At 64.9% G+C, this 23,730-nt stretch carries 21 protein-coding genes; 8 read left to right on the forward strand and 13 right to left on the reverse strand.

The window, feature by feature from the left end; genetic code table 11:
• Nucleotides 1–22 precede the first annotated feature (22 nt).
• Together EDC31_RS02765 and EDC31_RS02770 are read left to right on the forward strand one after the other, a co-directional pair.
• Entirely contained in the window at nucleotides 23–1,162 is a 1,140-nt protein-coding gene (locus tag EDC31_RS02765; RefSeq protein ID WP_042057866.1) for an AI-2E family transporter, read from the forward strand.
• A 95-nt stretch (nucleotides 1,163–1,257) separates the two neighbouring features.
• Nucleotides 1,258–2,049 (forward strand): MerR family transcriptional regulator, encoded by a 792-nt coding sequence (locus EDC31_RS02770; RefSeq protein ID WP_042057868.1) that lies wholly within the window; start codon nucleotides 1,258–1,260, stop codon nucleotides 2,047–2,049.
• Here EDC31_RS02770 and EDC31_RS02775 read toward each other — a convergent pair.
• Genes EDC31_RS02775 through EDC31_RS02785 form a run of 3 tightly spaced genes read right to left on the reverse strand, consistent with a single transcriptional unit; the run spans nucleotide 2,028 to nucleotide 5,712 of the window.
• Nucleotides 2,028–2,489: a hypothetical protein gene (locus tag EDC31_RS02775; protein WP_042057871.1), complete on the reverse strand. Its 462-nt coding sequence runs from the start codon at nucleotides 2,487–2,489 to the stop codon at nucleotides 2,028–2,030. The genes EDC31_RS02770 and EDC31_RS02775 overlap by 22 nt on opposite strands.
• Nucleotides 2,486–3,655 carry a DegT/DnrJ/EryC1/StrS family aminotransferase gene (locus EDC31_RS02780; protein ID WP_042057873.1) on the reverse strand — a complete coding sequence of 390 codons (1,170 nt, stop codon included), beginning with the start codon at nucleotides 3,653–3,655 and terminating at the stop codon, nucleotides 2,486–2,488. Before EDC31_RS02780 ends, EDC31_RS02775 begins: the two co-directional genes overlap by 4 nt.
• Nucleotides 3,652–5,712 (reverse strand): polysaccharide biosynthesis protein, encoded by a 2,061-nt coding sequence (locus EDC31_RS02785; RefSeq protein ID WP_081797527.1) that lies wholly within the window; start codon nucleotides 5,710–5,712, stop codon nucleotides 3,652–3,654. Before EDC31_RS02785 ends, EDC31_RS02780 begins: the two co-directional genes overlap by 4 nt.
• A gap of 117 nt (nucleotides 5,713–5,829) precedes the next feature.
• Between EDC31_RS02785 and EDC31_RS02790 the strand changes: the two genes are divergently transcribed.
• On the forward strand, nucleotides 5,830–6,840 hold the full coding sequence (locus tag EDC31_RS02790; protein WP_042057876.1) for a glycosyltransferase family 4 protein: 1,011 nt from the start codon (nucleotides 5,830–5,832) through the stop codon (nucleotides 6,838–6,840).
• A 78-nt stretch (nucleotides 6,841–6,918) separates the two neighbouring features.
• On the opposite strand, the gene EDC31_RS02795 is transcribed toward EDC31_RS02790, so the two are convergent.
• Nucleotides 6,919–7,344, reverse strand: coding sequence for a MarR family transcriptional regulator (locus tag EDC31_RS02795; protein ID WP_042057878.1), 426 nt, complete (start codon nucleotides 7,342–7,344; stop codon nucleotides 6,919–6,921).
• A 271-nt stretch (nucleotides 7,345–7,615) separates the two neighbouring features.
• Complete coding sequence (locus tag EDC31_RS02800; RefSeq protein ID WP_132126895.1) at nucleotides 7,616–9,016, reverse strand: leucyl aminopeptidase family protein; 1,401 nt, start codon at nucleotides 9,014–9,016, stop codon at nucleotides 7,616–7,618.
• A gap of 75 nt (nucleotides 9,017–9,091) precedes the next feature.
• Here EDC31_RS02800 and EDC31_RS02805 point away from each other — a divergent pair, with 75 nt between their 5' ends.
• The 3 genes from EDC31_RS02805 to fdxA all read left to right on the forward strand — a co-directional run bounded on the left by EDC31_RS02805 (nucleotide 9,092) and on the right by fdxA (nucleotide 12,447).
• Nucleotides 9,092–11,665 (forward strand): helicase-related protein, encoded by a 2,574-nt coding sequence (locus tag EDC31_RS02805; RefSeq protein WP_042057882.1) that lies wholly within the window; start codon nucleotides 9,092–9,094, stop codon nucleotides 11,663–11,665.
• Nucleotides 11,662–11,955 carry an RNA-binding S4 domain-containing protein gene (locus tag EDC31_RS02810; RefSeq protein WP_042057886.1) on the forward strand — a complete coding sequence of 98 codons (294 nt, stop codon included), beginning with the start codon at nucleotides 11,662–11,664 and terminating at the stop codon, nucleotides 11,953–11,955. Before EDC31_RS02805 ends, EDC31_RS02810 begins: the two co-directional genes overlap by 4 nt.
• 159 nt (nucleotides 11,956–12,114) lie before the next feature.
• Nucleotides 12,115–12,447, forward strand: coding sequence for a ferredoxin FdxA (gene fdxA / locus EDC31_RS02815; RefSeq protein WP_042057889.1), 333 nt, complete (start codon nucleotides 12,115–12,117; stop codon nucleotides 12,445–12,447).
• A 129-nt stretch (nucleotides 12,448–12,576) separates the two neighbouring features.
• On the opposite strand, the gene cyoD is transcribed toward fdxA, so the two are convergent.
• The 5 genes from cyoD to EDC31_RS02840 form a co-directional block, all read right to left on the reverse strand.
• Nucleotides 12,577–12,924: a cytochrome o ubiquinol oxidase subunit IV gene (gene cyoD / locus EDC31_RS02820; protein ID WP_042057891.1), complete on the reverse strand. Its 348-nt coding sequence runs from the start codon at nucleotides 12,922–12,924 to the stop codon at nucleotides 12,577–12,579.
• Nucleotides 12,924–13,535: a cytochrome o ubiquinol oxidase subunit III gene (gene cyoC, locus EDC31_RS02825; protein WP_042057893.1), complete on the reverse strand. Its 612-nt coding sequence runs from the start codon at nucleotides 13,533–13,535 to the stop codon at nucleotides 12,924–12,926. Before cyoC ends, cyoD begins: the two co-directional genes overlap by 1 nt.
• A 2-nt stretch (nucleotides 13,536–13,537) precedes the next feature.
• Nucleotides 13,538–15,523, reverse strand: a complete 1,986-nt coding sequence (cyoB, locus tag EDC31_RS02830) for a cytochrome o ubiquinol oxidase subunit I (protein WP_042057897.1) — start codon at nucleotides 15,521–15,523, stop codon at nucleotides 13,538–13,540.
• 4 nt (nucleotides 15,524–15,527) lie between these two features.
• A complete protein-coding gene (gene cyoA, locus EDC31_RS02835) occupies nucleotides 15,528–16,463 on the reverse strand; it encodes a ubiquinol oxidase subunit II (RefSeq protein WP_042057898.1) in 936 nt (311 codons plus the stop codon).
• A 623-nt stretch (nucleotides 16,464–17,086) separates the two neighbouring features.
• Nucleotides 17,087–17,872: a Bax inhibitor-1/YccA family protein gene (locus tag EDC31_RS02840; RefSeq protein ID WP_081797528.1), complete on the reverse strand. Its 786-nt coding sequence runs from the start codon at nucleotides 17,870–17,872 to the stop codon at nucleotides 17,087–17,089.
• Between the two features lie 177 nt (nucleotides 17,873–18,049).
• On the opposite strand from EDC31_RS02840, the gene thpR reads away from it, so the two are divergent.
• A complete protein-coding gene (thpR, locus tag EDC31_RS02845; RefSeq protein ID WP_042057900.1) occupies nucleotides 18,050–18,598 on the forward strand; it encodes an RNA 2',3'-cyclic phosphodiesterase in 549 nt (182 codons plus the stop codon).
• A complete protein-coding gene (locus EDC31_RS02850) occupies nucleotides 18,546–19,193 on the forward strand; it encodes a uracil-DNA glycosylase family protein (protein ID WP_081797530.1) in 648 nt (215 codons plus the stop codon). Before thpR ends, EDC31_RS02850 begins: the two co-directional genes overlap by 53 nt.
• Here the strand turns inward: EDC31_RS02850 and EDC31_RS02855 are convergent.
• The 3 genes from EDC31_RS02855 to EDC31_RS02865 are packed head-to-tail and all read right to left on the reverse strand — an operon-like array spanning nucleotide 19,183 to nucleotide 23,691.
• Entirely contained in the window at nucleotides 19,183–19,911 is a 729-nt protein-coding gene (locus EDC31_RS02855; protein WP_081797539.1) for a MarC family protein, read from the reverse strand. The two genes, EDC31_RS02850 and EDC31_RS02855, sit on opposite strands and share 11 nt — an antisense overlap.
• Nucleotides 19,911–22,040 (reverse strand): lysylphosphatidylglycerol synthase domain-containing protein, encoded by a 2,130-nt coding sequence (locus EDC31_RS02860; RefSeq protein WP_042058075.1) that lies wholly within the window; start codon nucleotides 22,038–22,040, stop codon nucleotides 19,911–19,913. Before EDC31_RS02860 ends, EDC31_RS02855 begins: the two co-directional genes overlap by 1 nt.
• A gap of 4 nt (nucleotides 22,041–22,044) precedes the next feature.
• The gene (locus EDC31_RS02865) at nucleotides 22,045–23,691 is read right to left on the reverse strand and encodes a lysine--tRNA ligase (RefSeq protein ID WP_042057904.1); all 1,647 of its coding nucleotides are present in this window, start codon (nucleotides 23,689–23,691) and stop codon (nucleotides 22,045–22,047) included.
• Nucleotides 23,692–23,730 lie beyond the last annotated feature (39 nt).

Consider the following 23,730-nt stretch of genomic DNA (forward strand, 5'->3'; position numbering starts at 1 on the left):
CCGACAAGGCTCTCAGACAGAAATGAAGAACGACCTCTCCGCCCCAGACTCCCTCGATCCCGCCCGCGTCGAACTCTCGAATATCTTCCGTCTGCTCCGCTTCGCGCTGATCGCGACACTCGTCATGATCGCGATCTGGCTGATCGGCGACGTGCTGACGGTCGTCTTCGCCGCCACCCTCATGGCCGTGGTGCTCCACGGTTTCGCGCGTATCGTGCGTCGCCGTCTCCCTTTCCTGCCTTATCAGGCGGCGGTCACGCTCGTCGCGCTGGCGGTCCTTCTGGGCGTGATTCTGCTGTTCTATTTCAGCGGCCCGCAGATCACGGACCAATTCGTGAAGCTGAAAGAAGCCATGATCGCCCAGTTCGGCGACCTCAAGACCCGGCTCTCCGCCTCCACATGGGGGGACATGGCGCTCAATTACCTGCCGCAGAGTCTCGGCGGTCACGAATCCGGAACGAACGGCCTGGGGATCGGCGTCGGCTTCGCCAATTCGGTGACGGGCATTCTGAGTTCGGCGCTCGGCGTGCTGGGCACCATCGTGGTCATCCTGATCGCGGGGCTGTATTTCGCCCTGACGCCGGCCCTGTATGTCGACGGCACAGTGCGCCTCATTCCGCCCGCGCATCGCCCGAAGATCCGGGAACTCGTGCTGGTCGCCGGCGATACGCTGTGGTCCTGGACCATGGGACAGGCGCTCGACATGCTCGTCGTGGGCACGGCCTCCGGCATCGGGTTGGCGCTGATCGGCGTGCCGCTCTCGCTCGCGCTCGGCGTGGTCGCGGGGCTGTGCAACTTCATCCCCTATATCGGCGCGATCATGGGCGCCGTTCCCGCCATCCTGATCGCCTTCTCCCTCGGCGGCAAGGCGGCCCTAACGGTGACGGCGCTCTATTGCGTGATCCAGTTCCTCGAAGGCAATGTGCTGGCGCCCTTCATCCAGCGCCATGCCGTCCATATGCCGCCCGCCCTGGCCATCCTGTCCCAGACCGTCTTCGGCTCCATTCTGGGCATGCCGGGGCTGATCCTCGCCTCCCCCCTCACCGCCGCGCTTCTCGCCATCGGCGACAGGGCGACCCCGCCCTTGGAGGACGAAATGCGCGTCAACAACCCTGCCGGAGAAGACTCCGCCCGCCAGGGCCGTTCGAACGGTCCCGCCTGAACAGACTCCGCTCCGGGACAATTTTCCGCTTGCTCCTGCCATAGTGTCAGGACCGCATAAAGGAGCCGGGTCCAACGGAAGGAGGAAACGGTGGGATGAACCGGCTGATGGCCATCGGCGAAATGGCGCGCGCCTACGGAATTTCCGTCCGCAGCCTGCGCCATATCGAGGCCTGCGGGCTGATCACGCCGTCCCGCAGCGAAGCAGGGCGCCGCTACTACGGCCATAAGGACGTCACACGTCTCGGCCGCATCCTCCTGCTTCGCCGCGCGGGCTTCACGCTCCGCCAGATCGCGGCCATGACCGCCTCCCTTCCGCCGGACCCGCTGGCGCTGCTCGATGCGCAGATCGCCCTTCTCGAAGCACAGCAGGCGCGCCTTGCCACGACTCTTGGCGAAGTCAGGTCAGCGCGCCGCCTGGCCGGGAAAGGGCACGATCTGGACCTCGACAGCCTGTGTCATCTGATCAGGGAAGGACAGAGTTTCATGGAACGGAAGGTCATGCAGCCGGTGCTCGACCGGTATTTCACGCCCGAAGACCAGCAGCGATGGAAAGAGGCGGGCGACATGCTTTTTCCGCCCGACGCGCAAACGGATTACGCCGCCCGGTGGCGTGATCTGATCGCTCGCGTCGAAGCCGCCCTCGCCCGTGGCGTCTCCCCGGACGAGGCGGAAGGACAGAATCTTTGCCGCGAATGGCTCCAACTGCTGGAGGTTCTGGAAAAAATCATGGGAAGCGAGACGGTGGCCAAGACCGGCCGCATGTATGCCGAGATGGAGCACTGGCAGACCCCGGAACGCCGCGCACCGTTCAGCCCGGCCGTGCGCGACTTCATCGCGGCGGCCGCGCGGGCGGGACGGGACGGTCAGGGGGGCGCGGAACGCTGATAGGTTCCCTGCTCCGCGATCTGCCGGAGCGGCGCGAACACGCTGCTTTTGAAATCATGGACGCGGAAGGGGGCGTCGGGTCCGGCCTGGACGATCACCGTATTGTCCCAGTCCGCCCCGCTCAGCCCCGTAAACAGGATCAGGCGGTAGCTCGCGCCCTGATCGGTCACGACGGAAACGACCGCGTCGCCGCTGGACGGCGCCGTCTTCGCCAAGGGCCCCCAGCCGCGCCGGTGGGTCTCGATCCACTGATTGAGACTGGCCAGTTCCCCCGGGTTCAGTGCGCGCTCCTGCCGGGCCGCGCCCACCGAGACGACGGCGCTCTTCGCATGCCCGAGGTTTAGCGGCTTGAAGGCAGGCAGGGCATAGGACCAGATCACCGCCACCGTGCCGAGCACCAGCGTCAGGAAACAGATGACGAGCAGCGTCTCCTTTCTCACGCGACGGCTCCTTCCACTTCACGCTGCTCGCGCCAGCTTCGTACCGCCGCGATCACGCGCGCCACCTCGGCATCGGTCAGTTCCGGATGGATCGGCAAGGCGAGAATCCGCTCGCCGAGCGCTTCGGCGACCGGCAACGACACGGAGTCATCGTGATGCTCCCGATAGGCCGGCTGCCAGTGCAGCGGCTTGGGGTAATAGATCGCCGTCGGCACGCCGCTTTCCCGCAACGCCGCCTGAAGCGAGTCCCGTTCCGCCGCGTCCTTCAGCAGGACCGCATACACGGCCCAGGCGCTTTCCGAATCCGCGACGCGCGCCGGAACGCCGAGAAGATTGCCCAGATCCGCATCATAGGCGCGGGCGATTTCCTCCCGCCGTCGCAGTTCGTCCCCGAACCCGCCGAGCTTCGCCAGCAGCACGGCGGCCTGAAGCGTGTCCAGACGCCCGTTCAAGCCGATGCGCAGCACCTCGTAGCGCATCTTCCCCTCGCCATGGGTCCGCAGGGAGCGGTAGAGCGCCGCGCGTTCCGGGTCATCCGTCAGGATCGCGCCGCCGTCGCCATACCCTCCCAGCGGCTTCGACGGAAAGAAGGACAGCGTGGTGGCGACGGCTTCCCGCCCCAGCTTGCGTCCATGATACGCCCCGCCGAAGGACTGGGCGCAGTCATCGATCAGGACCAGCCCCTCGTTCTCGGAAATCTCCCGCAGGACATCCCACGGCGCGGGCTGGCCGAAAAGATCGACCCCGATCACGGCGCGTGGTTCCAGCTCGCCGGCGGAGCGAACGGCGGCAATCCGCGCGCGCAGGCTGTCAGGCGCGATCTGGAAGGTCGCCGGATCGACATCGACGAAAACCGGCGTCGCGCCCAGGAGGAGCACCACCTCGGCCGTCGCCGTATAGGTGAAGGCGGGAAGAAACACCGCATCTCCCGGCCCGATTTCCTCGCCCATCAGCACCATGAGCAGCGCATCCGTGCCCGACGAGACGCCGACCGCCTCCGCCGCGCCGCAATAGGCGGCCAGGCGCTGCTCCAGCTCCTCGACCTCCGGCCCCATCACGAAGCGGCAATGACGCAACACCGTGTCCAGCCGCGCGCGAATCGCCGGTCCCAGCCGCTCCTGCTGGCGGGCGAGATCGAGAAAGGCGATAGGGGCGTTATCCGTCATGACGCGGAATCCTTTTCTGTTCCGGGCTCATCAATACCCTGCCCGCCCTGCCGGACAAGGGGGCCGGGCGAAGAGGCCGGCCACGAAGACGGCCGCGCAGGCTCGGCGCGATCCGGCTCGCCCGTCGGGTTATGTGCGAATTCCGGCACCAGATCGCGCACGATCTCCAGCACGCGCGACGCATCCCCCGCCAGCGCCGCCCGCTCCATGGCGTCCAGCGCAGCGGCGACGATCACCGGATCGACGCTGCGCGGCGTCGCGATCTTCAACCCCGGCGCGTCGGTCGGCACCGGCGCCTCCCGTCCGTGGAACAACTCCTCGAACAGCTTCTCGCCCGGACGCAGACCGGTGAAACGAATGGCGACATCCTCGTCGAGCCGCAATCCCGCGAGCCGGATCATCTGCCGCGCGAGATCGAGAATGCGTACCGGCTCCCCCATGTCGAGCACGAAGATGCCGCCTTCGCGCAGGCGCAGATCGGTCTCTCCCGCGCCGTCATTCGCCATGCCGCGGACGCTGGCCTGAAGCACCAGCCCCACCGCTTCCGGAACGGTCATGAAATAGCGCGTCATCTCCGGATGGGTGACGGTCAGCGGACCGCCCTGCGCGAGCTGCCGCTGGAAGAGCGGCACCACCGACCCCGTCGACCCCAGCACATTGCCGAACCGGACCGTCACGCAACGCATGCCGCGCCCCTCGCGGCGGCTCTCCTTGTCCAGCGCCTGACACCATATCTCCGCGCAGCGCTTGCTCGCGCCCATCAGGCTGGACGGATTCACCGCCTTGTCGGTCGAGATCAGGACCATGGCCCGCGCGCCGTGCCGCGCCGACGCGTCGGCCATGACACGCGTGCCGACGGCGTTGGTCAGCACCCCCTCGCAGGGATTGGCCTCGACGATCGGCACATGCTTGAGGGCCGCGGCATGGAAGACCAGCTCCGGACGATACATCGCGCAGATCGCATCCACCCGCGCCGCCTCGCGCACATCGGCCACCAGCGCGCGGCGCGGCACCTCGGGCGCGCGCTCGGAGAGTTCGAGATCGATCTGCCAGAGCGCATATTCGCTATGGTCGAGCAGCAGGATCAGCGAGGGGCCCAGCGAGGCGATCTGCCGCACCAGTTCGGAGCCGATCGTCCCCCCGGCTCCGGTCACGAGCACCACGCGCCCGCCGATCATTCTGGCCATGCCGTCAAGATCGAGCGGCCATTGGGGGCGATTGAGCAGATCCTCCAGCGCCATGGGACGCAGTTCCACCCGCGCCGCGGGTTGCAGGCTGGTGAGCGACGGCGCGCGCTTGACCGCGACACCGTGAGCATGCGCCCGCTCCAGAACGCGCGACACGATCGTGCCCCGCATGTGCGGATCGGTGAAGACGATCTCGTGAACCGCCTGACCCTGCGCGTCGAGCCGCGCCAGCACCGCGTCGCACTCTTCGGGCGTGCCGAGGATCGGCACGTTCTGGATACGCCGCCCCACCTGCCCGGCCGCGCCCGTCAGCAGGCCGAGCGGCTGGTACCGTCCGCCGCCATCCGCCTCGACCGCGCGCATGAAGAGATCGGCCGTCTGGTCGGACCCGATGAGCAGCACCCGCCGTCGCTCGCCCGCCGCCTGCTGCCGCAGGCGCGCGCCGAGACGGGTCGCCATCCGGACTCCGCCCAGCCCGACCAGCAGGACGAGCGCGAGGATGGCGGGGAAGGTCGGGGACGGCATCGGATATCCCGTCACCAGCAATCCCAGCGAGAAGAGAATCGCGCTGGCCACCGAGGCGCAGCCGATGCCGATGAGGTCCGCCACGCCGGAGAAGCGCCAGTATTGCTGCGGCATCCGGAACGGCAGACCGCTGATGAGCAGGGTGATCGCCCCGCCTGCCACGAACCAGAGCGGATGCAGCAGACCGCCATAGGGATCGGCCAGAAACCGCGCCAACGGGGCCGCCGCGCCGGAAATGAGACCGTCCAGCACGATGTTGAGTACGATCCGGCGGCCCGCGCGCCGATGGGAGACCGCGACGGGAGGGGAAGCAGGCGGGGGCTGTTGCGAAGCGTTCACGCGCATCTTATAGCCGCGAAAGCGCCCTCTCACACAATCCTGCCCTTGGCCCGCCACTCGGCCCGCTCCATGCTTCATCCCACGGGGCGCCCTTCGTAACGCTTGACTCTGGAGACCCGCCGCATGCTCTGGCCGATCTTCTCGCTTGTGGCGACGACGCTGATCAGCGCTTTTCTCGTGCGGGTGATGATGCAGATGCGCGTCATGGACGTGCCCGGTCATCGCAGCTCGCATACCCGGCCCGTCCCCAAAGGCGGCGGTGTCGGCATCGTCGGCGGGTTCCTCTTCGGCGTTCCCGCCCTCACCCTCGCCGTCGGGCTGCCTTTTCCCACCATGCAGACGCTGTGTCTGATGCTCGGCATGCTGTTGCTGGCGGCTTTCTCCTGGGCCGACGACATCCATCCTTTTCCGCCCAGCACGAAGCTGGTCATCCAGATCGTCGCCGCCGTCATCATATTGGCCGGGGCCGGGTGGATCGACACGCGTTCCACGCAAGGGATCACCGCGCTGCTGGGCCTCGGGCTGAGCCTGGGTCTGGGGCTGGGCTGGATGATCTTCGTCACCAACGCCCTGAATTTCATCGACGGGATCAACGGCCTTTCGTCAGGTACCATGGCGCTCACAGCGCTCGCCCTGAACATGGCGCTGACGGCTTCGGACAGCGCGGCCGCCGGGCTCGCCCCCATGGTGCTCGCCGCCAGCCTGCTCGGCTTTATCCCGTTCAATTATCCGCGCGCGAGCATTTTCATGGGGGATGTCGGCAGTCAGGCGGCGGGCCTCGCCCTCGCCTGGTTCAGCCTGGATTCCTTCGCGCGCCTGCCCGTGCCGTTGCTGGCGCCGCTGATGCTCTCCGCCGTGCTGTTCGACGTGGCCTTTACCCTCGGCCGGCGCGGGCTCGCGGGGCAGAAGCTGACCGAGGCGCATCGCGGGCATCTCTACCAACTCGCCATCCGTTCGGGCTGGCCCGCCTGGAGCGTCACGCTCCTCTATTGGGGGCTCGCCGTCTGGGGCGGCATTGTCGCCGCCCTCGCCGCGAGCTGGACGACCGAGGTGCTTTGCGTTCTGCCGCCGCTGATCGCATGGAGCGTCGTGGTCATCCGCCGCGCCCGGCGGCTCGTCCCCACGCCCTGGTGACGATTTCCGCGCAACAAAAACGCCGCCCTGAAAGGCGGCGTTCCTGTCGTGCCGGATGACGGCCGGATAGCGGAATGCTCAGCCCGCCGCGCGACGCGCGGAGAGACGGGCAACCGGCGCCGGGGCGGCCTTGACCGCGGGCGCCGTCTTCGTCGCCTTCGCGGTCTTGACGCCGCCGGCCTCGTTCATGACCGAGCGCACCTCGCGCAGATAGGCCGAGCCCTTCAGCGTGCGCTGCACGAGCACCGAGCGCCGATCCAGCGGATCGACCTTGCGGCGGGCGAGGTCGAGTTCGCCGAGACGGTCGAGCGCGCGGGTGATCGCCGGCTTGGAGACGTTCAGCTCGGCCGCCAGACCACGGACGGTGTGCGCGCCCTCCTGGAGGTAGCAGGTGAGAAACACGCCGAGCTGGCGGGCGGAAAGATCGGGACCATCCTTGCGGACCATCGAGACGATGGTATCCCGGAGGAGGGTCAGCATCTGGTCGTTATGAGCCTGTGCCATGACTGAATTCCTTTTTCATGCGGCGCCGTATCATGCGCCAAGAGTTCCGAACCTTGCCCGAAGCTCCCGCCTGCGATCAGGCGCCCCCGGGGTTTGTCAATTGCGTGCGCCTCTGCCACCAAACGTATCGTCAGCGCAAGTATTTCCGCTTCCGAACCTGACCGGAGAGTCAGGCTCTTTGAAACGATCCACGTTCATATAGGTTCGATGTGGCAATTGGTTCATTCCACCGGCATAAATATTTTTTGAGATTCTTCGCGAACTCGGCATCTCAATTCATAGTAATGCGCCGTATCGCCTCCGAAATCGCCCTCAGGCCAAGCGTCTCACCCCCTGCAGGACGCCCCGGCGCCGCCGTATCGTTCCAGGCATAAGTATCTAAATGTGCCCATTTTACTGAGGATTTCACGAATCGCCTCAGAAAGAGCGCCGCGGTGATCGCTCCGGCCATCGGCTTGTCGCTCACATTACCCAGATCGGCTGTCTTGCGATCGAGCCATGCGTCGTAAGCATCCCAGAGCGGCAACCGCCACAGATCGTCGCGCGTGTCATATCCTGCGCGCAGCAGGGTTTCGCAAAACGCATCATCCGTCCCGAACACCGCCGGAAGATCGGGGCCGAGCGCGACACGCGCCGCGCCGGTGAGAGTCGCCGCATCCAGCAGCAAATCGGGCTCGGCCTCGCATGCCTCGGTCAGCAGGTCGCACAATACCAGCCGCCCTTCCGCGTCGGTATTCCCCACCTCGACCGTCAGCCCGGCCCGCGTGCGCAGAATATCGCCCGGGCGCATGGCATGGCCGGAAACGCTGTTTTCGACGCAGCCCAGACGCAGTTCGAGGCGGATCGGCAGATCGCGCCAGATCGCCACCAGCGCCACGGCCAGCATCAGCGCCGCGCCGCCCATGTCCTTCTTCATCCGCAGCATCGCCGAAGAGGGCTTGATGTCATATCCGCCCGTGTCGAAGCACACGCCCTTGCCGACCAGCGACACGAGCGGCGCATCCGGCCCGGCCCGCGACCCGGACCAGCGGGCGACGACGACGCGCGGATGACGGTCCGACCCCGCGCCGACCGCGGCCAGACAGGGATAGGCGCCCTCCAGCATCGCCCCGCCGATCACCTCCACAGAAGCGCCGGCGGCGATCAACTCCGCCCGCGCCTGCTCCGCCAGTTCCACCGGCCCCAACTGATTGGCGGGAAGATTGACCAGATCGCGCCCGAGCCAGCAGGCACGCGCGAGCATCAGGGCGTCCTCGACACCCTGTGGCGTCACCACGCGCGCGCCCTCCTTCGCCGCACCCGGCCCGAAGCGATAGGCGCCGAGACAGACTCCCAGCACCGCGTCTTCCGCGAGGGCGGCCCCTTCCGCCTCCATCGCCGAGAAATCCAGACGCCAGAAGCCTTTGGGCAGGATGCCGGGCAGACACGCGAAACGATACGGATCGCGCCGCCTCTCCGCCGCGTCGATCACCAGCACGGCGGACGCGACTCCGTCGCCGCCCGGCAGGAGCGCGCATTCTCCCGAACGTCCTGCGAATCCCGTCTCCCGCAGATATCCCGCCATCGGCCCGATCGCCGCCGCCCAGTCCGCCGTGTCCGGAAGCACCCGGACCACCCGCGCCGCTTCCGGGACGACATCCTGCGCCAGACAGAATTCCAAAGGGTCACGCATCGGTCCAACTCCCATCAGTCTCACTTCGGGAACACGGTGCTTGCATTCCCGGGCCCCATGGGAAACCATCACGCCATGACGGGCAAGCAATCCGGCTCCTTTTCCTTCACCCGGCACCACGCCATGCCCGCCCGCGTGCGCGCCATCCTGGGCCCGACCAATACCGGCAAGACGCATTACGCGCTGGACCGCATGCTGGCCCATGCCTCGGGCATCATCGCCTTTCCCCTGCGCCTGCTCGCGCGGGAGAATTACGAGCGCATGGCGGCGCTCAAGGGCGCGCGCGCCGTCGCCCTCATCACCGGGGAAGAAAAGATCATCCCGCCCGACGCGCGCTGGATCGCCTGCACCACCGAGGCCATGCCGCTCGATCGTCACGCCGAATTCATCGCCATCGACGAAATCCAGCTCTGCGCCGATCCGGATCGTGGCCATGTCTTCACGGACCGCCTCCTGAACGCGCGCGGCGCGGTGGAGACGCTCTTTCTCGGGGCCGAGACCATCCGTCCCCTGCTCCAGCGCCTCGTGCCCGGCATCGAGATCGACACGCGGCCGCGCCTGTCCGCCCTCATCGGCACCGGCCACACCAAGCTCTCCCGCCTGCCGCCGCGCAGCGCCATCGTCGCCTTTTCCGCCGCCGACGTGTACGCCATCGCCGAGGCGATCCGCCAGCGCCGCGGCGGCTGCGCCATCGTGATGGGCCGTCTTTCCCCCCGCACCCGCAACGCCCAGGTGCAGCTCTACCAGAACAAGGAGGTGGACTACCTCGTCGCGACGGACGCCATCGGCATGGGGCTGAACATGGATGTCAACCATGTCGCCCTCGCCGCCCTGACGAAATTCGACGGGTCGGCCCTGCGCCCCCTCCAGCCGCAGGAAATCGCCCAGATTGCCGGGCGCGCCGGGCGCGGCACCCGCGACGGCACGTTCGGGACGACGGGCGAGGCGCGCCTGATGAGCGAGTCCACGACCGAGGCGATCGAGACTCACCGTTTCGACCCGCTGCAACGCCTCTATTGGCGCAACAGCGATCTGGATTTCTCCAGCCCCATGGCGCTCGCCGCCAGCCTTCACCGCCCGCCGACACGTCCAGGACTGACGGCGGGGCGGGAAGCCGCCGATCTTCTCACCCTGGAGGCGCTCGCCGAAGACAATGCCATCCGGGACGCCGTCACGGGGTCGAAGCGCACGAAACTCCTCTGGGAGGTTTGCCAGATCCCGGATTTCCGCAAGCTCGGCGACGATTCCCATACCCATCTCTGCCGGAAGCTCTTCTTCCACCTCCTCGAGGACGGCCGCATTCCCGCCGCGTGGCTCGCCAATCACATCGACTCCTTCTCCCGGACCGACGGCGATATCGACACGCTGATGCAGCGTCTGGCGGGCGTGCGCGTCGCGGCCTATGTCGCCGCCCGCGCCGACTGGACGGAGGAAGCCGGGCGCTGGCAGGAACACGCCCGCATCGCCGAGGACCAGCTCTCCGACGCGCTGCATGAACGCCTGACCGCCCGGTTCGTGGATCGCCGCGCGACCTCCATTCTTCGCCGCCTCGATCCGCAGAGCGACCGTCCCCTCCTCTCCGCCGTCACCCATGACGGCGAAGTGATCGTCGAAGGACATGCGGTGGGCCGGATGGACGGTTTCACCCTGACCAGCAGCCTCGGCGCGAGCGGGCCGGAGCAGCGGCTCATGCTCCGCGCGGGCCGCCGCGCCCTGATCCAGGAAATTCCCCGCCGCGTACGGGCGCTGGCCGAGTCGCCGGACGAGGCGTTCTCGCTGGACAGGGTCACGGCCACAGTGTCATGGCAGGACACGCCCGTCGCCCGGCTGCGCGCCGGCGCGACGCTGCTGGAGCCCGATCTCCGGCTTCTTTCGGGCGAGATCGAGGATGCCCGCCAGCGGGACCGTGTGCGCGATCGTCTGCACGCCTTTTTCCGCACATGCATCGCCCGGGATCTCGCACCGCTCTTCGCGGCGCGCGACTCCGTCACCCTGCCTGAAGCGCGCGGCGTCCTGCACCGGCTGTCCGAAGCGGGCGGCCTCGCGGCGCTGACCACCGCCGATCATGGTCTCGACCGCGCCGCCCTGGCGCAACTCCGCCGCCTCGGTGTCGTCATCGGCAGCCATCGCGCGTTCATCCCCGCCCTGCTGCGTCCCGCGCCGATGACCATGCGCGCCCTGCTCCTGGCCCTGCGTCACGGTTGCGCCCCGCCCCCGCTGCCAGACGCGCATCGCGTCTCCTTCCCGCTCGCGAAACTCGCCCCCGCCGCGCTGCCGTCGAGTGCAATGCTTCAACTCTGGGCGGAACTCGGCTGGATCAGGGCGGGCGACTATCTGCTCCGGCTTGATATCGCCGAGCGCCTGACTCGCGAGATCCGCCATCTGACACGCGGCGGGAATCGTCAGGCCGATCCGCATCTCCTTTCCCTTGCGGGCATTCCGGCACACGACCTGACTGCCGCGCTGCGCGATCTCGGACTCCGGGTCCACGCCCCGCATGCGCTGAATGCGGCGACATTCGGCCCCGCCAGCCCGCTCATGCTGCTTGCGCAAAGGGCTGCCACGCCGCGCCCGCCGCGCCCTCGCGAAGCGCGGGACGACGCCCACTCCCCCTTCGCCGTCCTGCGCACGCTTCAGGTGAAAGCATGACCGACGCCGCGCTGCGTCTCGACCTCTGGCTCTGGTATGCGCGCGTCGCACGGCAACGCTCCGCCTGCGTCAGGCTGATCGAAGAGGGGCGCATTCGCATCAACAGCCAGCCGGTCAGCAAACCCCATGCGCGGCTGCGGATCGGGGACGTGCTCACCCTTCCCGCGATCGGGAGCCGGAGCATACGCGTGCTCTGCGTGACGGGTCTGGGCGATAGACGCGGAAGCGCCGAGGCGGCGCGCCTGCTCTATGAGGAGATCGCCGAGACCTCCTTCTCGAAAAACCCCTGAAATCCACGCAGCAGACGCTTGCCTCCGCCGGCAAAGCGCCGCATACCTCGCCATTCTCTCATAGCCCGGCCGTGCGCCCTCCGGATCCCTGTTCCGGAGGCGGCGCGGTCAAGAACCGGATCGCTGGACGGTCCGCGCCAAAGACAATCGGAGACGACAATGACCTATGTGGTCACTGAGAACTGCATTCGCTGCAAATTCATGGATTGCGTGGAAGTCTGCCCGGTCGATTGCTTCTACGCGGGCGAGAATTTCCTCGTCATCAATCCCGATGAATGCATCGATTGCGGCGTGTGCGAGCCGGAATGCCCGGCCGAAGCGATTCTGCCGGACAGTGACGGCCGCGCCACGTCATGGCTCGAGACCAACGCCAAATATGCCATGTCCTGGCCCAACATCACCCGCAAAGGCACCCCTCCGGCGGATGCCGAGGAATGGAAGGACAAGCCGGACAAGGCCGCTCTTCTCTCTCCCGAGCCGCACAAGGACTGACGTCTCTGCCCCGAACGAGAAAAGGGCCGGTGGATCAAACCACCGGCCCTTTTCTTTTGTCTCCATGTCCAGGACACCGCGCGCGACCCCGGTAAGCCCCGGGACCGCGGCGTGCGCCAACAAAAGATGTCAGCGGGACATCATGTGCATGGCAGTATCGTGCATCACGAACAGGAAGCCGAACACGACGATCAGAACCACGAGGATCGCGAATGCGAACGCAAGGCGGTTCCAGGTCGTTTCGGGGTCGGTATTCATATGCAGGAAGTAGACCACATGAACGAAGACCTGCACGATCGCCAGCACCGAAATGACGGCGATGGTGGTGCTGGGTGACATCGCATGCACCATGACAGCAGCGAAGGCGCCGGCCGTCAGGATAAGCGAAAGGAAGAAACCGATCATATATGACCCGTAGGAGGCGTGGCCTTCCCCGGGTTCATCATGGCCCATGGCCGAATGGTGGGCGTTGCTCATCAGATCACACTCATCAGGTAGACGAAGGTGAAGACACAGATCCAGACGATGTCCAGAAAGTGCCAGAAGAGGCTCAGGCAGGTCAGCTTGCTCATGAAGCGCGGCGTCCATGCCTGCGAGCCGAAGCTCTGAAGCGCCACGACGGCGATCCAGATCAGGCCGCAGGTCACGTGCAGACCGTGCGTAGAGACGAGCGTGAAGAAGGCTGAGAGGAACGCGCTGCGGTCCGGCCCGTTACCTTCGGCGACCATATGCGAGAACTCGCGAATTTCCATGCCGACGAAGGAGAGGCCGAGCAGGAACGTCACGGCGAGCCAGAAGATGAACAGGCCATGCTTCTTCGCCTGGGCGCTGAGCGCCCCGAACCCGAAGGTGATCGAGCTGAGCAGCAGGATAAGGGTCTCAAGACCGACCCCCTGCAAATCGAACAGCTCCTTGCCGGTGGGACCACCGGCAAACTGGTTGCGCATCACCGCGAAGACAGCGAACAGGGTGCCGAACAGCACGCAGTCCGTCATCAGGTAGATCCAGAACCCGAACACCACGGGAGTTTCGTGATGCTCGTGCTCGTCATGCGCCGAACCGGCCGGCGTGATTGCTTGATGTGCCATGATTACTCCGCCGCCTGCGCCATCAGCTTACGGGAATGTTCATCCAGATCGCGCTGGACCTCGCTCGCCGGCACGTAATAGTCGATGTCGAGATTCGCACTCCGCAGAATGATCGTCGCCATGACGCCGAGCAGGCCGAGGGCCGCCAGCCACCAGATATACCAGATCGCGCCGAAGCCGATCAGGAAGGCGAACACTCCGATGAACACTCCGGCGGAGGTGTTCTTCGGCATGTGAATGTCTTCCAGCGGCTTGTCGGTCCCGCCCAGCCCCTGCTCCTTCTCGTTATGGAACGTGTCCAGACCGTTGATGGTGGGGATGACGGCGAAGTTATACGCCGGCGGAGGAGACGGGATCGACCATTCCAGCGTGCGGCCGTTCCAGATATCGCCCGTGAAGTCCCGGTTCGCGGGCAGTTTGCCGTCGCGGATGCTGACATAGATCTGCGTGAGCTGGCAGACCACGCCGCAGGCGATCAACAGCACGCCGATTTCGGCGATCTGCATCTGAAGGTGCCAATCGGGATTGTCGTAGTGGTTCAGGCGACGGGTCATGCCTTCGAATCCCGCGATGTAGAGCGGAACGAAAGCGAAGTAGAAGCCGATGAACCAGAAGAAGAAGGCGCGCTTGCCCCACGTCTCGTTCATCTTGTAGCCCATGATCTTGGGCCACCAGTAGTTCAAACCCGTCACATAGCCGAAATACACGCCGCCGATGATGACGTTGTGGAAATGCGCAATGACGAACAGGGAGTTGTGAAGCACCCAGTCGGCCGCCGGCATTGCAAGCATGACGCCCGTCATGCCGCCGATGCTGAACGTGACCATGAAGCCGAGCACCCAGTACATCATCGAGTTGAACTCGATGCGACCCTTATACATGGTGAACAGCCAGTTGAAGATCTTCACACCCGTCGGCACGGCGATGATCATCGTCATGATGCCGAAGAAGGCGTTTACACTCGGGCCGGCGCCCATGGTGAAGAAATGATGCACCCAGACGATAAATGACAGGAAGGTAATGGCAATCGTCGCCCAGACCATCGTCGCATACCCGAAGAGCGGCTTGCGCGAGAAGGTCGGAACCACCTCCGAGAACACGCCGAAAGCAGGCAGGATGAGGATATAGACTTCAGGATGGCCCCACGCCCAGATCATGTTGAGATACAACATGACGTTGCCGCCACCGTCATTGGTGAAAAAATGCATCCCGAGATAGCGGTCAAGCGACAGGCAGCCCAGCGTGACGGTCAGTACCGGGAAAGCGGCGAGGATGAGGATCGAGGCGCAGAAAGCCGTCCAGGTGAAGATGGGCATCTGCATCAGCCCCATTCCGGGAGCGCGCATCTTGAGAATAGTCGTGAAGAAATTCACGCCAGTGAGCAACGTCCCCACACCGGAAAGCTGCACCGCCCAGATGTAATAGTCGATCCCGACGCCGGGACTGAACTGCATCTCGGAAATCGGCGGATAGGCCAGCCAGCCGACCTGCGCGAATTCACCGACGAAGAGTGACACGTTGATGAGAACGGCGCTGATCGTCGTCAGCCAGAAACTGACCGAGTTCAGGAAGGGGAACGCCACGTCGCGCGCGCCGATCTGAAGCGGCACGACGACGTTGAACAGACCCGTCATGAACGCCATGGCCATGAAGAAAATCATGATCGTGCCATGGGCGGAGAAGATCTGATCGTAGTGATGCGGCGGCAGATAGCCGGGATTGCCGTTATAGGCGATCGCGAGTTGCGTGCGCATCATCAGTGCGTCCGCGAAACCGCGGAACAGCATGACGAGAGCCAGCACGATATACATGACACCCAGACGCTTGTGATCGACCGTGGTCAACCATTCGCGCCAGAGATATCCCCATTTGCCGAAATAGGTGATCAGGCCGAGAACGGCCACGCCGACCACCGCCACGCCGACGAAGGTACCGACGAGAATCGGCACGTCGAACGGTATGGCTGAGAGAGTTAATTTACCGAGCATTGCCTCATTCCTTCATCTGCATGTCGGACATGGCGGACTGCATATGTATGACCTTGCCCGTACTCTTGTCGATCACCGTGCCGTTATTGTACTTGGCCACGACCGCATCGAAGAGACCAGGCTGGACATGTGCGAAATATTCGACCGGGGCCGCTTCCTGCGGCGCGGCTACCTTCGGATAACTGGCGCTATCGAGCGTATCGGAAGACTGCTTGACCTTGTCCACCCAGGCGTCGAAATCGCTCTTCGTCATCGCGAGCGTGCGGAACTTCATGTCCGAAAAACCGCGCCCGGTGTACTGGGCCGCCTCGCCGCGATAATCACCCGGTTCGGACGCCAGCAGATGAAGCTGGGTCTGCATGCCCGCCATCGCGTAAATCTGCGATCCAAGACGCGGAATGAAGAACGACGTCATCACAGCATCGGAAGTCAGACGAAAATCGATCGGCGTATTCACCGGAACGGCCAACTGATTAATCGTCGCGATCCCGAGATCCGGATAGATGAACAGCCACTTCCAGTCGAGCGATACAACCTGGACATTGACGGGCTTGACCGGCGCCCCGGACGCATCGCTCACTTTCAGCGGGCGATAGGGATCGAACGCGAAGGACGACCACGCGCTGATGGCGCCGAGAGCCAGAACGATGATAGCCGGCGCGCCCCAGACGAACACTTCGATCTTCGTCGAATGCGACCATGTCGGCAGATATTCCGCCGAGGTGTTCGATGCGCGATATTTACGCGCGTAAATCAGCGTGGCGATGATCACCGGGATGACGATGAGAAGCATCACGCCCAGTTCCAGGAGGATAACGTTCCGGTTCGCCACGCCGATCGGCCCACGGGGCTCCAAAAGATCGAGCGTGCATCCGGAGAGCAGCAGTGCGGGAAGCCCCAGCGCGAACCGCCCCAATTTCGGCAAAATCTTGCTTTTCATATTGAAACCCCGCTCATTGATCCGTTCATCAGACCATATCGCGATGGGCCGCCAGTGCGGCAGGATCGCACCCTGCCTCGCGTGCCGACAGCTTTGTCAGAGAATATCACGCCTTCTCTCCTCCCGCAGCGAAGGACGGCCTGACGACCGGAGAGACTGGCTGACCGACACAAGGGCCGACTCCGCTTTGCCAGACCCGACGGTGACGGGCTTCATCGCTTCGCAACTCGCTTCTCCTAATGGCCTCCATCATTTTCCACCAATCATGTGGCGGAAAACCTCGCAAACCACCCAATTGCCGGGCTCCAATGCCCGGACATGCCTGCTGTCTTCCTCCCGATCGTCGCGCAACGCAAGTACTCTTCGTTCCAATTTTCACGAAAACCTGATCGAGGAAACCAATGAGTTTCTTGCGATTTCAATATGTTCGAAAAATTTACTGTCCTGCGGCCATCAAATCTTGCTGATTTTTTAGCTGATTGCCCGTGCAGCGCGGCAACACATACTATCAAGGAGACCGGAGCAGTCCTTAAATATTTCCGTCGTTTTTGTGGCCCAAAAATAAAAAAGCGGGGAGCTTCCGCTCCCCGCCTCATGTCCTTCCCGACTTCCGGGAAGTAAAATCAGTTATTGTTATTCGAACGCACACCCATGAACTGCATCAGGAACTGGAAGAGATTGATGAAGTTGAGGTAAAGACCCAGCGCGTCGTAAACACTGCGCTTCGCCAGTTCCTCCGGACCCACATAAGAAAGATATTGCATATAGGACACACGGATACGCTGCGTATCGTAACCCGTCAGGAGGGTGAAGATGCCCACCCCTACGATGCTGTAGATGAACTGCACCTCAGGCGAGTGCAGGAATATGTTGACGACTCCGGCGATGATGAGTCCGAAAAGCCCCATCAGCAGAAACGATCCCATCCGCGACAGATCTGCGCGCGTGGTATAGCCCCACAACGCCATCGCCGCGAAAGTGCCGGCCGTCACAAAGAACGTCCGCGCGATCGACACGCCGGTATAGATGAGAAGGATATTCGCCATGCTCGCGCCCATCACGGCGCAGAACACCCAGAACAGGGTCTGCACGGCCTGACGGGAGAGGCGGTTGATCCCGAAGGACAACACCATCACGAACACCAGCGGGGCGAAGATCGCCAGATAGCCGAGTCCCGTGGGACGCAGGGCGAGACCGCCCGACATCATGGGCACGACGTGATAGAAGACACTCCGGAGCGAGGTTTCGGCCACGGCCCAAGCCACGGCGCCCGTCACGGCGAGCCCGGCCGCCATCCAGCCGAACACCCCGACCATATAGGCGCGCAACCCGGCATCGACCGCATCGAACCTGGCGGTCGCACCGGGACGGGTTTGATCTCCAGAACGAAAATTTGGAACGAAAGCCATGACACCCTTTCCTGTGCCGGGGAAGAGCCCGGCGTCTCAATCCATCAAATGTGGCCCCGGGAGCCGGGAGGTCAAGTCTCGCGTGAGCTAATATCACGCACAAGTCGATTCCCTGTAGCCAGCGCCGGTCAACATGGCATGATGAGACGGGCGGCCCATCCTTGGCTGGAGGCGAACATGCGTCTTTTCACGGCACTCGAGATCGCCAGCGAGCAGAGGCTCTTCCTCGCCGAACGACGCGCCAACCTCCCTGGCGCGATCTGGACCCCACCGGAGAACTATCATCTTACCCTGCGGTTCCTGGGAGAAATCAAGAGTCGTCATATGGCTGAGGAGGTCGATTTCGCTCTCTCCCGCGTCGAGGCAACCACGTTTACCCTTCAGATCTCCGGCATCGGCGTCACGGCGACGCCGCGCGGCGAGCACCTCTGGTTCGGCGTGGAACCCAGCGAACCCCTCGTACGGCTTCAGTCACGCATCGAAACCGCCCTGCGCCGCATCGGCCTCTCGCCCGACACGCGCCGCTTCACCCCGCGCGTGACGGTCGCGTATCTTCCGTGGAGTCCGGCCGCGGCACGCTGGGTGCAACTCAACAATCTGAGCCGGCCGGAGCCCATGCTCGTCCACAGCTTCACCCTGTTCCGTTCCTTTCTCGGCACGGATGCGCCTCATTATGAAAATTGCGCCGACTACCCCCTTGCGCACCCGCTCGTCACCTCCGTCTGAGGCTTCGACGTCCGACACATCGGATCTCGACCGGCTGGTCACGGAGATTCGTAACTGCGCCGTCTGCACGGCGGTGCTTCCACTCGGCCCGCGCCCGCTCCTGCACGTCTCGCTCCGCTCCCGGATTCTGATCGCCAGCCAGGCGCCGGGCACGAAGGCCCATCTCGCCGGACGTTCGTTCGCCGATGCCTCCGGCGACCGCCTGCGCGCCTGGCTGGGCGTGACCGCGGAGGAATTCTACGACACCAGCCGTTTCGCCATCATGCCGATGGGCCTCTGTTATCCCGGCCGCAACCCGCTCGGCGGCGACAACCCGCCCCGGCCGGAATGCGCCCCGCTCTGGCGCGAGCGGCTTCTGACGCTCCTGCCGGACATCCGCCTGACCCTGCTGGTCGGGAGTTACGCCCAGAACCACGTGCTCGGCCCGGGGCGGGTAACGGATCGTGTGCGGGCGTTCCGCAGCTTCCTGCCCCGCTATTTTCCCCTGCCCCACCCGTCATGGCGCACGGGCGCATGGGAAAGACGCTCCCCATGGTTCGCGGAAGACGTTCTGCCCGCGTTGCGCGAGCATGTCGCCGACGCGTTCAGCCGGTAATGGAAAACCCGACCTTCCGCGCGAGCAGAAGCACGAATCCCTCGACGCCGGAAAAGGTGATCTGCACCCCGATACAGAGGAGAATCAGCGCGGCGAGCCGGCTGACGATCCGCGCGCCCATCTCGCCGAGTGCATTGACGATCCGATCGGCATAGACGTAGACGACCCAGATCGTCAGCGCCATGCTCAACGCGGCAAGGGTCAGCCCACAGAAATACCCGACCATCGGCTCCCCCGCCGGACGCTCCGAACTCAGCGCGATCGCCACGGAAATACTGCCGGGCCCGACGGTGAAAGGCATCGTCAACGGAAAGAACGCCAGCCCCCGCAAATCGGGAGCGGCCACGGTGCGGCCGCCCTGGAACGCCTGCCGTTCCTTGCGCGCCTCGTTTTCCTCCGGCGCCGCGAGCATCGTCCATGCCCGGGTCGCGACGACGAGGCCGCCAGCCACCCGGAGCGCGTCGATGGAAATGCCGAAGAACCCAAGAATACTCTCCCCGAACCAGATCGAGACGATCAGCACGACGAAGGACTGGACCGCCACCAGACGGGAAAGCTGCGTGATTTCGGAGCGCAGGCGCCCCATCGTCACCTGCGCGAAAATGAGCGCCGCGCCGAGGGGATTCACGATGGAGAACAATGCGGGATAGGCCAGCAGCCATGCCGTGGCCACGTAGCGGAACCCGACCTGCTGTATCACCCCATGAGCTGTCAGCATCATCGATAAAGACTTGAGGCGCACCCTTCCGCCTGACGCCCGGATTGCCCCCTTCCAAGTCGGCCGCTCCGTCGCCACTCGCTCGCCAGAGCCGCCTGGACAGCCGGAATGTCCTGCGGCAGGCAACACAGCGTGCCGCCCAGCAGTCCCACATGCGGCAAGACGGTCAGGCCGATATCGTAATACACGTCCAGCAAGGCCTGGCCGACGCGTATGAAGGCCGGATGGCGTCCTTCCTGAAGCGCCAGATCACGCAGACGCCAGATCGCCGCGACGCAGGCGTGCTGCGCCCCGGCGGGATCGCCCAGGCCGATGATGAACCGCCCCGTCCGAAGGAAGGGAATGCCCGACTTGCCACTCTCGTCGACAAGCAATCCGCTCGGACGCCGGGGACCAATCTCATCGAGCGCATGGTCGAGACGGCCATACCAGTTTTCGCTTTCCGAATCCCAGACCCGGATCGGAATACGCCCGCGTCGCATCATCTGCACGACCGCGGCCAGGGCGAGAAGCGCGGAAATCCCGAGCGCCCAGCGCGCGACCGAGGTATGCGCGTCGAAAATCAGGGCATGCCACCAGGCCACCCCCATGTGACGCCGCATCGCAAAGAGGCCCAGCGAGGCGAGGCTCAGAATCCAGAGCGTCAGGGACGCGATCATGGACGGACAGAGCGGCTCCACCAGCAGGCGCGCGCGGCGGTAATAACAGCTCCGGAAGGGGGCGATGAGAAACATCACCAACATCAGCGCAAGGGGGACACCCTGGGGCGCCGCCCTCAGCTCCACCAGGAGGATCGACAAGGCCAGCATGCCGAGGCTGGCCTTCCAGGCGAGGGTCACGCGCTGCGACAGGCCGATCGCCAGCCCCAGCAGCGTCACGCCCGCAAAACAGAGCAGCAGATTCGCCCCCTGCGGCACGAAACTTCCCAGAAGCCGGCGATCCAGCGGCGGCGGCACGACGATGGCGTAGAAAACGAGCAGCAATCCGGTGGCCGAAACGACGCCCGTCGCGACGCCCACCGAGAAATCGGCCTCGGATTCCCTGATGAGCTGCCGCTCCCGCCGCGCCACGACCGGCGGCGGAACCGTGCCGAGCCGTCGCGCCAGAACCGCCTCGCCACGCAGGAACAGCTCATGCCCCGCGAACATGAGGCCGGCCAGCAAGAGGGGGATCACATAATAGAAGAGCCGAAAGACCAGCACCACGCCCAGGACCTGGGGGGTCGTCATGTAGCTGCCCAGCGCCAGCAGCATGGCGCTGTCGAAAACACCCAGCCCGCCCGGCACGCTCGCCAGAAGCCCGGCCGTATAGGAAGCGAGATAGATCGCCAGAAACGCGCCGAAGGAGAGCGGCGTGCCGGCCGGGAGTAGCACATAGGCGATCAGCGCCGTCGCCGACATGTCGGCGGAAGCGACCACGACCTGCGCTATGGCGATGGGGGGGCGGGGAATCTCGATCCGCAATCGACGCCACGCGAATTCGCGGCGGCGGAAGGAGAGTATCACATAGGCCGCGACGACCGCCCAGCACGCTGCGCCGCACAGCCACAGCAGCGATCGCGGCAAGGCGCCGAACAGCGGGATATGCTCCGGCTGGAAGAGCAGCACCCAGCCGATCAGCGCGGCCGCGCCGAACAGATAGGTCGTGGAGCAGAAGGCGATGATCTGCGCGATCGCGCCGGGCGCAACGCGCCATGTGCGATAGAGCCGGAAGCGCACCGCCGCGCCGGAAATCGCCGCGCAGCCGAGATTATGCGACAGCACATAGGAGCAGAAGGCCGCGAAGGCGGCGCGGCGCCAGGATTTCCGGGCGCCGACATGGATGCAGCCCAGATAATCGTAAAAGGACAGCACGAAATAGGAGAGAACCGTGCAGGCCGCGCCCGCCAGCAGGGCGCGGTCCGGAATGCCCCGCAGCGCGATCCGGATATCCGCCAGCGACAGATGACGGACCTCGCGCTGGATGACGAAGAACGCGCCCACCAGCAGGACCAGCCCCACTGCCGCCGGAGCGGCATGCAACACGCGGCGTCCGGTCGAGACTGGCCGCTCCCCGCGTGCGCAAAATCCGTCGGGCTCCCCGTCCTCGATCTCCGCCGTCACCAGATCCCGCTGCGGGTTGGTGAGCATCGTGTCAGCCCTGCCCGGCCAGCATCGACGGAGCGCGCGCCGGATCATGGGCCGGATCGCGGGCCAGGGCGCCCTCGATCAGCGCGACGGTTTCCGGCAAACCGAAGAGTGCCGCGAAAATACCGAAGCGCGGCCCCTCGCTCTGCCCGAGCAACACTTCGTAGAGACAACCGAACCATCCGCGCAGGGGCTGGAACTGATGCCGCTTGCCGACCTCGAACACGATATCCTGCACCTCGATGGGCAACAGCTTCGGATCGGCGCGCCGCAATTCCGCCGCCAGATCCTCCAGCGCCAGGCGTTCCTGCTCCGTCGGCGCGCGGAAGGTTTTCGCGGGTTTCACGAACTCCTTGAAATAGACCAGCGCGTGGCGCACCAGCCGGTCCACATAGGGATGCGTCTCGGGCGAAAGCGCCGGGTCGTAGCGCCGCAGGAACTTCCACAACGTCTCCGCCGTCTCCGCGTTGGCGACCGAGGCCAGATTGAGAAGCTGGGTGAAAGAAACCGGACTGGACGTTGACTCATCAACATTTCCGCCCCGGATGAACCAGGCGGGATTGGCCTTCAGAACATCCGGATCGCTCTCCGTTTCCGCTTTCTCCGCATTGGCCAGATATTCATCCATCGCCCGGGGAATAACGTCGAAAAACAGACGCTTGGCACGGGTCGGCTGGTTAAACATGTATTGCGCGAGACTTTCCGGCGGCGCAAGACGAAGCCATTCCTCAATGGACAGTCCGTTGCCCTTGGATTTGCTGATTTTCTGCGCGTTCTGGTCGAGGAAAAGCTCGTAGGTCAGCCCCGCAGGCGGCTCCTTGCCGAGAATGCGGCAAATTTTGCTGGACAGCTTCACGCTGTCGATCAGATCCTTGCCCGACATTTCGTAATCCACGCCCAGCGCGTACCAGCGCATGGCCCAGTCGGCCTTCCACTGCATCTTGGCGTGACCGCCGAGCACGGAGGTCTCGAAAATCTCGCCCGTCTCCGGGTCCGCCCAGACGACCGTCGCCGCCGCCGGATCGACCCTCGTCACCGGAACCTGCATGACACGCCCGGTCCTCGGATGGATCGGCAGAACCGGCGAGTAGGTCGCCCGCCGCTCCGCGCCGAGGGTCGGCGCGATGGTCGCCACCACCTCGTCATGCACCTCCAGCATCCGCCGCAGGGCCGCGTCGAAACGACCGGCGGTGTAATAGCTGGTGGAGGACGCGAACTCGTATTCGAAACCGAAGCTGTCGAGAAACGCGCGGAGCATGGCGTTGTTGTGATGCGCGAAGCTCTCGTAGCGGCCGAAAGGATCGGGAATGCGCGTCAATGGCAGACCGAGATGCTGCGCCAGCATCTCCTGCTCCGGCACATTGGTCGGCACCTTGCGAAGCGCGTCCATGTCGTCGGAAAAGGCGAGGAGCCGGGCCTTTCGCCCCGTCAGCGCCTCATAGGCCTGACGGACCCAGGTCGTGCGCGCCACCTCGCCGAACGTGCCGATATGCGGCAGGCCGGACGGCCCGTACCCCGTCTCCAGCAGGGCGGGACGATCGGCATCGCCCTCAGCCGCCGCGCGGGATTCGACGCGCGCGACGATCTTGCGCGCCTCCTCGAAGGGCCACGCCTTGGGAACCGTCAAAGTCTCGGCGGCAGGAGGTGCATTCATCTGAACTGACATGATTGTGTGGAAACTAGGTATGCAACC

This window comes from Acidomonas methanolica (assembly GCF_004346035.1).
Lineage (GTDB): Bacteria > Pseudomonadota > Alphaproteobacteria > Acetobacterales > Acetobacteraceae > Acidomonas > Acidomonas methanolica.

Bases quoted from the DNA above. Each gene is read 5' to 3' on its own strand.
- EDC31_RS02800 (WP_132126895.1), bottom strand. From the start codon at position 9,016: ATGCGTGACCCTTTGGAATTCTGTCTGGCGCAGGATGTCGTCCCGGAA.
- cyoC (WP_042057893.1), bottom strand. From the start codon at position 13,535: ATGGCACATCAAGCAATCACGCCGGCCGGTTCGGCGCATGACGAGCAC.
- cyoB (WP_042057897.1), bottom strand. From the start codon at position 15,523: ATGCTCGGTAAATTAACTCTCTCAGCCATACCGTTCGACGTGCCGATT.
- EDC31_RS02805 (WP_042057882.1), top strand. From the start codon at position 9,092: ATGACGGGCAAGCAATCCGGCTCCTTTTCCTTCACCCGGCACCACGCC.
- cyoA (WP_042057898.1), bottom strand. From the start codon at position 16,463: ATGAAAAGCAAGATTTTGCCGAAATTGGGGCGGTTCGCGCTGGGGCTT.
- EDC31_RS02770 (WP_042057868.1), top strand. From the start codon at position 1,258: ATGAACCGGCTGATGGCCATCGGCGAAATGGCGCGCGCCTACGGAATT.
- fdxA (WP_042057889.1), top strand. From the start codon at position 12,115: ATGACCTATGTGGTCACTGAGAACTGCATTCGCTGCAAATTCATGGAT.
- EDC31_RS02855 (WP_081797539.1), bottom strand. From the start codon at position 19,911: ATGCTGACAGCTCATGGGGTGATACAGCAGGTCGGGTTCCGCTACGTG.
- EDC31_RS02860 (WP_042058075.1), bottom strand. From the start codon at position 22,040: ATGCTCACCAACCCGCAGCGGGATCTGGTGACGGCGGAGATCGAGGAC.
- thpR (WP_042057900.1), top strand. From the start codon at position 18,050: ATGCGTCTTTTCACGGCACTCGAGATCGCCAGCGAGCAGAGGCTCTTC.
- EDC31_RS02810 (WP_042057886.1), top strand. From the start codon at position 11,662: ATGACCGACGCCGCGCTGCGTCTCGACCTCTGGCTCTGGTATGCGCGC.
- EDC31_RS02790 (WP_042057876.1), top strand. From the start codon at position 5,830: ATGCTCTGGCCGATCTTCTCGCTTGTGGCGACGACGCTGATCAGCGCT.
- EDC31_RS02850 (WP_081797530.1), top strand. From the start codon at position 18,546: ATGAAAATTGCGCCGACTACCCCCTTGCGCACCCGCTCGTCACCTCCG.
- EDC31_RS02765 (WP_042057866.1), top strand. From the start codon at position 23: ATGAAGAACGACCTCTCCGCCCCAGACTCCCTCGATCCCGCCCGCGTC.
- EDC31_RS02780 (WP_042057873.1), bottom strand. From the start codon at position 3,655: ATGACGGATAACGCCCCTATCGCCTTTCTCGATCTCGCCCGCCAGCAG.
- cyoD (WP_042057891.1), bottom strand. From the start codon at position 12,924: ATGAGCAACGCCCACCATTCGGCCATGGGCCATGATGAACCCGGGGAA.
- EDC31_RS02785 (WP_081797527.1), bottom strand. From the start codon at position 5,712: ATGCGCGTGAACGCTTCGCAACAGCCCCCGCCTGCTTCCCCTCCCGTC.
- EDC31_RS02865 (WP_042057904.1), bottom strand. From the start codon at position 23,691: ATGAATGCACCTCCTGCCGCCGAGACTTTGACGGTTCCCAAGGCGTGG.
- EDC31_RS02840 (WP_081797528.1), bottom strand. From the start codon at position 17,872: ATGGCTTTCGTTCCAAATTTTCGTTCTGGAGATCAAACCCGTCCCGGT.
- EDC31_RS02795 (WP_042057878.1), bottom strand. From the start codon at position 7,344: ATGGCACAGGCTCATAACGACCAGATGCTGACCCTCCTCCGGGATACC.